We start from the raw sequence: 7,720 nt of genomic DNA, 5'->3' as shown, positions 1-7,720 counted from the left end.
ATCGTAAGTGAAGCCCACCTGGGCACTGCCTTGCGTGATCGTCGTGAGCCGATCGGCGTTGTCGTACGCATAGGTCACGCCGCTCTGGCCTGCCACCTGGAAGCTCGTGCGCCGGTTCGCGGCATCGTACGCGTAGCTGACACTGCCCTGTGGCGTCGTTTCGGCGGTCAGCCGATCCAGACCACCTCTTCACCGTATGTGTTTCAAACATCCGCTCCAGGATTGATCTTTCGGAAATACGCTTCGTTGCGACTGGTTGCACTGCTAAGCAGATTCAGCAGTTCGGCTGCGTGCGCACGCAATGGGACCCAGCATGAGTGATTCATTGCACGCAGGCTCCCAGCTGTGGTTGTGTCTCCTTCCAAAACAGTAGCTGGGATTTGGTCGAGCGCAGTCACAATTGCGGCAATGGCATCCCTTTCCTGTTCGGCAAGTCGGTTCGGAAGATTCAATAGCAACAGCCCTGCCGAGACGTCATGCTTGATTTCCCAAGCGGTATTGTAATTACCCATCAGGTCGCACTGTACATCCGCATCCTCCGCCAGAATCTTTAATGCCTCTATAAAATGGTAGTAGGCGTTTGCAAATTGTTCGTCTGGGGATAGTTCATAGCTATCGAATTCAGTCGTCATTTTGTGGACCTCGATCTTGATTTGCGCATGACAAAGTTCAGTACGCTGGCGAACTGTATGTCCCGAGGAATATGCCAACACCCCAGGGCTGTCAAGGGAGGAATCGAAACCGGGCTTGACTCAGAATTAGGGGCAGGGTGTGCTTCGTCCGCCGTTATGGGATTACCATTTAGATCATAACGATACCACCCCCTTTCCCCAGGTGTGTTCGTTTTCCAATACCCTTTCTCGGCATTGGAGGGGCCACCATTCGCTTTGTCAGGTACATATGTGCACATTTCTCGACCGCCTGGGGACTGCTTCGGACCATAAAAGGACCCTGGCAACTGGCCGGGGCCTGCGGGCGACCATGGTCCACCTGGAATGCTCGAGGGCGGTGTCATTCCCGGAGTCCAAGCCTGTAGCCCGAGCGGGTCTATGTGCCGAGATCAGTCATGGATGATTCGATGCTTCATCGAAATCAATCAACCATTAATTAATAATCCTCTTTAATATTCATCCTTGGAGCAAATTATTTGAATCTTTCCTTCACCGGCGTCAAGATACTGATGTCCGGCCCTGGAATTGGCGCACAGACCTTCGAGCAAAGCGATCATTCGATTGACTTGCAAAGCAGAAACACTCCATATTGCTTCACCATCGTTCACCTCTACACGATTCTCTGTTCCTGTCGCGCTCGGCCTCAGAATCACGTCACGAAGCCCGTCCAGACTGACGACCGTAGTTGCGCCAAAATTGGCTACAAGAGACTCTGCTTTTTGCCCCCAGTTCATTATTACTTGCCGAAGAATGATAATTTCCGCTCCAGATCCGGCCATCAAAATCGTATCTTTCCCCTTAAACATTTTATAATATCCAATTACCATTGCGCGCTCCAATCATTTTACTGGTGATTTCCCGTCTATCGGGACATTTTCCCACTCCGAGTTCCAAGAATTCCAAGAATTGTAGTCCCAATGCGGGTTGTGCCACTGATCCTCGCCTTTGTAACGCCATTCCCCCCGTTTTCGTCCCACAAGCTCTTCCCATTGCCACGAGTGGCAGGTCCGACAGAGCACGAGCCAGGGCTCTTGCCCGGGGGTAAAAGCCCATTCGGAGGAAGACCTGGACCGTTATCGTTGGCATTCGTCGCTCCCCTTACTGCACTAATTACGGACTGAGCAAATCGAACTGGGGGGATGAAACACTCGACGCAGACAGGGGCAAGCCCTTCCTCTTGCATATACAACCCGAGGGGGTCTATGGCCCCGATGGGATTTCCTGCCACGTAAGCATAAAGATTATTCCCTTCAATCGATCCTATGGGATCTTCGGATATAAAGCGACTGAACCCTGAGTGATAATACCGCGCTCGATAGTAGTAAAGGCCTGTGCCATCGTTCTCCCGGTCCGTGTACTGCGACGCGTTGCCATTCACCTCGCCGCTTGTTGTCGTATTGCCGTACGGCTCGTAGGCGTAGGTCGTCTTCACCGCGCCGCTGCCATCCGTGAGTGCCACTGTGCTGCCCAGAGCGTCGGTGACAAAACTTCTCGTCCCCAAGCTATCGGTGCGGCTAAAGACCTCGTCGATCCCGGGGCCGGTCAGCAGGTTTGCGCTCGGCGTGCCACCCGCGAGTTCCTGCACGGCGTTCACACCGTCGTAAAGGAAGTTCGTCGTCGTGCCGTTGATCGTTTTGCCGTTGCGTCTTCCCGTGGCATCGTACGCAAAACTCGCCGTCGCGGCTCCCGTGAGCGAGATGAGCCGATTCCGCGAATCCCATCCGTAACCGAGGCTACCGTCGGCCGTGAGGTTGCCGTTGGCGTCATACGTCAGCGCTGTACCGGCCCAATTAGTCAAGCGGTTGCCGGCGTCGAAGGTGGCGCTTGTCAGCGCTGCAGGCAAGGTCATGGTGGCCAGCGACCCGCCGATCTGGGTCCGCCTACCTGCGTTGTCGTAGGCGTAGGTGAGGTTGCCGAGAGTTGTACTGCCATTCGCGTAACTGATCCCGGTCAACTGGCTTGCCGTGTCATAGCTGTAAGTCGCCACCATCCCGTTGGGCAAGGTCAGTGTCGAGCGACGGCTGTCCGCATCGTAGGTAAAGCCCACCTGGACGCTGCCTTGCGTAATCGTCGTGAGCCGATCGGCGTTGTCGTAGGCATAGGTCACACCTCTCTGGCCTGCCACCTGGAAGCTCGTGCGCCGGTTCGCGGCATCGTACGCGTAGCTGACGCTGCCCTGCGGCGTCGTTTCGGCGGTCAGCCGATCCAGCGCGTCATAGGTCCGCGTAATCGTGCCACCCTGACTGTCGACGATTTGCGTGGGCCGGCTGCCTGCATCGTAGGTTGTGCTTACCGTCGCATCTGGCACCGAGAGTGTGCCGCCCGATTGCGTCTGCCCATACGCGGCTGATACGCGGCGGTTCAGTCCATCGTACCCAAAGGTCGCGACCTTGCCGGTCCGATCGGTGAACTGCGTGAGGTTGTCGTCGCCGTCGTACGCATAGCTCTCGGTGGCCTGAAGCGGATCGGTGCGGCTTGCAGGCCGATCTTTTGCGTCGTACGTGAAGCCGGTAATGCCGCCGTTCGCATCGGTAAAACTAGTGAGGTTGCCATTGGCATCGTACGCAAGACTCGTGACGCCTCCGCGCGCGTCGGTCTCGCGAGTCGGCAAGCTGCGCCCGTTGTAATCGAAGCGAGTGGTATTGCCCAGCGGATCCGACTCGGACATCAGTCGCCCGATTCCATCGGTATGCCGGGTGGCGGTGCCCCCCGAGTGAGTAGGGATGGGCATCAGGTTTATCGATTCAGGCCTTTATGAGCCACAAAACACTCCATAAACCAATATGACCGCACACCCAAATCCGATAATCCCCTGAATCTTAAAATTCAACTTCATTTTTGGCTCCAACAATTTATCTGATGTTTTGTTGTGAATGACCCTGAAATACCAATACCATATTTTACTTTTCAAAATATATCCAATAATTAATTCTGGTCTAAACAATGCAATGGACGAGTAAAATATGATCCAACATATTACCAAAGATAGAATCATGTTTTTTTCCATAATCCCCTCTCACCAATGTACCCCGACGTTAAACAGCCTTGTGTTATAACCTATGCTTGCACCCGGGACTTGTAAGTTGCCGCCAAGACGTGAAGGATCGTCATTCCCCGGATTCTGAGGCGACGACCAGGTCGTTCCGATTCCAAACCCAGAGTTGGCACTCCATCCGCTAAGAAAATGGTCGAGCTGGCTTTGCGACGGTGTGCAGGAGTCACCCGTCCATCCAGCGCCCATTGACCGGCCGCTTCCAAACAAATTTGCTCCGAGCGATGGGCCCGCGTATACGTCTCCATACCTGTCCAAACTCACGGAAATGCCCACAAAGGGGATAGGGGTTGGAACTGTTAGCGTCAGGTAGTCCGGCCACCTGGTCGTCCCTAGTGGATCGACAAAGCTGATGGCATTCCCCCCGGCATAGGCCAGCGGATTAGCACCACCCGCCAGCCCGATCGGATCTTCCGCCACGAATCGACTAAAGCCGGGGTTGTAGTACCGGGCTCGATAGTAGTACAGGCCCGTGCCGTCGTTCTCCCGCCCGGTGTACTGGGCAGAATTGGCATTCACCTCGCCGCTCGTTGTCGTATTGCCGTACGGCTCGTAGGCGTAGCTCGTCTTCACCGCGCCGCTGCCATCGGTGAGCGCCACTGTGCTGCCCAGAGCGTCGGTGACAAAGCTTCTCGTCCCCAAGCTATCGGTGCGGCTAAAGACCTCGTCAATCCCAAGGCCGGTCAGCAGGTTTGCGCTCGGCGTGCCACCCGCGAGTTCCTGCACGACATTGACGCCGTCGTAAAGGAAGTTCGTCGTCGTACCATTGATCGTCTTGCCGGTGCGTCTCCCCGTGGCATCGTACGCAAAGCTCGCCGTCGCGGCTCCAGTGAGCGAGATGAGCCGATTACGCGAATCCCATCCGTAACCGAGGCTGCCGTCGGCCGTGAGGTTGCCGTTGGCGTCGAAGGTGGCGCTTGTCAGTGCCGCAGGCAACGTGATGGTGGCCACCGACCCGCCGATCTGGGTCCGCCTACCTGCGTTGTCGTACGCGTAGGTGACGTTGCCGAGAGTCGTTCCACCATTCGCGTAACTGATCCCGGTCAACTGGCTTGCCGTGTCATAGATACGCGATCTGCTCGAAGGCAAAATTTCAGGGGTAGCTCAAGATCGGGTTGCCGCCACATATGCGTACCTTCTCGCTGTGAATTATATTTGCAGCCGCAAGCTCTTATGATCTCTCTGTAGTTCTCGCACTGCCTCTATCGCCGCGCATAAAACCAGCTTCGCTCCACCAAATCTACTAAAAAACCCAAATTCCCCAGACAACAAGATTCGCCCAAGAGCGCGCTTCGCATAAATATGCCCCAGATTCGCCGCACGCTCAAAATGCATGTGCGCCACATCGAAATTCTTATTTACGCCAATTCCATCTCGATACATTCTTCCCAAATTAAAAATTGAAGGAGCATACCCCAAATTTGCACCCTTTTCGAACGTCATATGGGCTTTTTCATATTCACCCTCTTTAAGATATAAGCGTCCCAGATAAAAAGTCGCCATTCCCGACCCGGCTTCACACGCAGACGAAAACCAAAACTCCGCTCGATTTATGTCATCATCACCAGCTCCCACCGATTTATTCCAATAATAATGGCCAAGCCGAATCATGCAGTAAATAGATCCTTTCTTGGCCAGATCAATTAATTTCCGCTCCCCCTCCGAGGAATTTTCCTTCAATAAATTCAATGCCTGCCTTACACCGTCAAGATCAGGCTCCTGTTCCCACTCATCCTGACTCTGTTTAGTCACATTAAATCTCCAAAATTACAGGGAAATTATCCCATCCATTTTATTTTTCTTCGGGCGGCTTGATAATTATAGCAGGCGGCGGCTCCGGAGGAGGAGCAGGTATTTCAGGCAAAGTCTCCTGTCCAGTCAATTGACAATACAAACATACAATTGGCACAATAACTTTATCTACCCAGAAATTACCCGTTGTAGCCACCTGAGTCGACGGCGGATTGTTATGTCCGCCTGCTGGGCAGCTATTTCCGCCCAACCCGAACGGATCCCCCGACAACCCGCCTCCACCCAGCCCGAATGGATCACCCGACGACCCGCCGCTTCCCGGACTCGGCATGAATGCCAGTCCAAGCGGATCAACCCGATTGATCGGACTGCCTCCAACGTATGCATATAGGTCAGTTCCGCCAGCGAACCCGATTGGATCCTCTGCAATAAATCGACCGAACCCAGGGTGATAATACCTTCCTCGGTAATAGTAGAGACCGGTTCCGTCGTTTTCTCGACCAGTGAATTGGACCGCATTAGTACCGGTTTCGCCGCTCACAGACGCATTGCCGTAGGGCTCATACTGATAGCTGGTCTTGATCGCGCCGCTGCCATCCGTGAGCGCCACCGTGCTGCCGAGAGCGTCGGTGACAAAACTTCTCGTCCCCAAGCTATCGGTGCGGCTCAAGACTTCGTCGATCCCGAGGCCGGTCAGCATGTTCGCGCTCGGCGTGCCACTCGCGAGTTCCTGCACAGCATTGGCACCGTCGTAGAGGAAGTTCGTCGTCGTGCCGTTGATCGTTTTGCCGTTGCGTCTTCCCGTGGCATCGTATGCAAAGCTCGCTGTCGCTGCTCGCGCGAGCGAGATAAGCCAATTACGCGAATCCTACCCGTAACTGAAGCTGCGGTCGACTGTGCGGTTGCAGTTGGAGTCATAGGTCAGCGCGATACCGGACGGGGTCGTCAAACTCGGGATTGTCGCTCCTCCTCTGCGAATTCGTATCCAGGCGTGGAAAGTAATCCACGATGGCCATCTTTACAACACACCACGAAAAATGAAGGAACTTGTTTAATTGTCAAGCAACCAAGCCATGGCTCACTCAGTTACAATACCAAGTCATTCAATGGACGCCATTGAATTCCCTTCGATATAGACAAGCCTATCGATCATGCCACCTCGAAAAAAAAGCCGCCATTCCCTTTCCCCAAAAATACCCAACCCACAAAGCAATCGGAAATAAAAAATAGAAGAAAATAACGGCCCAGCGCAACAAAGAGTAAACATCACGCTCCGGAATTACCGTCAAAGTCATTACAAAATCCACCAATAAAAATGGAACACCAAATCCCAGGACACCTCGCCGATAAATTGATCTATTTTCCGGTTTATTTCGCAATCTCCTCATATAGCTCACGCTCCAATACGTGAATGGAATCCACGATAGCGAAATTATTATAACAAAAAATTTGTGCATTAATTTCCCCATATGATCAGCGAGTGTAGACGTAAAAATAAACGGTGCCTGCCGCTACCCCAAGCAAGGCGCCAGCCCCTCCTCCTATCATTGCGCCAGCCATGGCACCGGTAGCTACTGCATCCCCAATGCTAACGGCAGATACCACAGTAGTCATTTCCATAGCCTCGGTTACACCAGCTGCTAGACCATAACCCCCTCCAAACACAGCGCCCATTGCCGCTCCTGTCCCGATCGAACCACCTATTATTTTGGCCGCGACGTTTCCAGGATCGTTGGGATTTCCCGATTGACCTCCGCATGGTTGGCCACCACCGCCCGGTCCGTACGGCCCCATCCCTGGATTGTCCCGCCCCCGCGGATCCCGAATGCCGATAGGATTCCCTCCGACGTAGGCATAGAGATTGTTTCCGCCTGCCAGTCCAATTGGATCCTGTCCCACAAAGCGGCTGAACCCTGGATGGTAGTACCGGGCTCGATAGTAGTAGAGCCCAGTGCCATCGTTTTCACGTCCGGCGTACTGAATGGCATTGGTGTTCGTCTCGCCACTCGTTGTCGCATTGCCGTACGGCTCGTAGGCGTAGCTCGTCTTTATTGCGCCGATGCCATCCGTAAGTGCCACTGTGCTGCCCAGAGCATCGGTGAGGAAACTTCTCGTCCCCAAACTATCGGTACGGCTAAAGACTTCGTCGATCCCAAGGCCGGTCAGCATGTTCGCGCTCGGCGTGCCGCCCGCGAGTTCCTGCACGGCATTGGCGCCGTCGTAGAGAAAGTTCGTCGTCGTGCCG

Annotated in this window: 7 protein-coding genes; all 7 read right to left on the bottom strand. The window is 54.2% G+C overall.

Translation table 11 applies throughout. The annotated features are described in order from the left end of the window. Window positions 1-203: 203 nt before the first annotated feature. Window positions 204-632: a hypothetical protein gene (locus DWV00_RS33425; RefSeq protein ID WP_115537895.1), complete on the bottom strand. Its 429-nt coding sequence runs from the start codon at window positions 630-632 to the stop codon at window positions 204-206. Window positions 633-1,120: 488 nt separating this feature from the next. Then, entirely contained in the window at window positions 1,121-1,498 is a 378-nt protein-coding gene (locus tag DWV00_RS33420) for a hypothetical protein (RefSeq protein ID WP_115537894.1), read from the bottom strand. A 35-nt stretch (window positions 1,499-1,533) separates the two neighbouring features. Then, window positions 1,534-3,339, bottom strand: a complete 1,806-nt coding sequence (locus DWV00_RS33415; protein WP_181885671.1) for an RHS repeat domain-containing protein — start codon at window positions 3,337-3,339, stop codon at window positions 1,534-1,536. Between the two features lie 348 nt (window positions 3,340-3,687). Further along, window positions 3,688-4,812: an RHS repeat-associated core domain-containing protein gene (locus DWV00_RS33410; protein WP_484419732.1), complete on the bottom strand. Its 1,125-nt coding sequence runs from the start codon at window positions 4,810-4,812 to the stop codon at window positions 3,688-3,690. Between the two features lie 60 nt (window positions 4,813-4,872). After that, on the bottom strand, window positions 4,873-5,475 hold the full coding sequence (locus tag DWV00_RS33405; protein WP_115537891.1) for a tetratricopeptide repeat protein: 603 nt from the start codon (window positions 5,473-5,475) through the stop codon (window positions 4,873-4,875). Between the two features lie 40 nt (window positions 5,476-5,515). Next, the gene (locus tag DWV00_RS33400) at window positions 5,516-6,175 is read right to left on the bottom strand and encodes an RHS repeat-associated core domain-containing protein (RefSeq protein WP_147298044.1); all 660 of its coding nucleotides are present in this window, start codon (window positions 6,173-6,175) and stop codon (window positions 5,516-5,518) included. Between the two features lie 773 nt (window positions 6,176-6,948). Beyond that, window positions 6,949-7,720, bottom strand: a 772-nt coding sequence (locus DWV00_RS33395) for an RHS repeat-associated core domain-containing protein (RefSeq protein WP_147298043.1), incomplete at its 5' end; no start/stop codon positions are given.

This window comes from Trinickia dinghuensis (assembly GCF_003367175.1).
Taxonomy (GTDB): Bacteria; Pseudomonadota; Gammaproteobacteria; order Burkholderiales; family Burkholderiaceae; genus Trinickia; species Trinickia dinghuensis.
The sequence above is the reverse complement of the archived record's forward strand: the minus strand, read 5'-3'. Positions and strand labels throughout refer to the sequence as shown.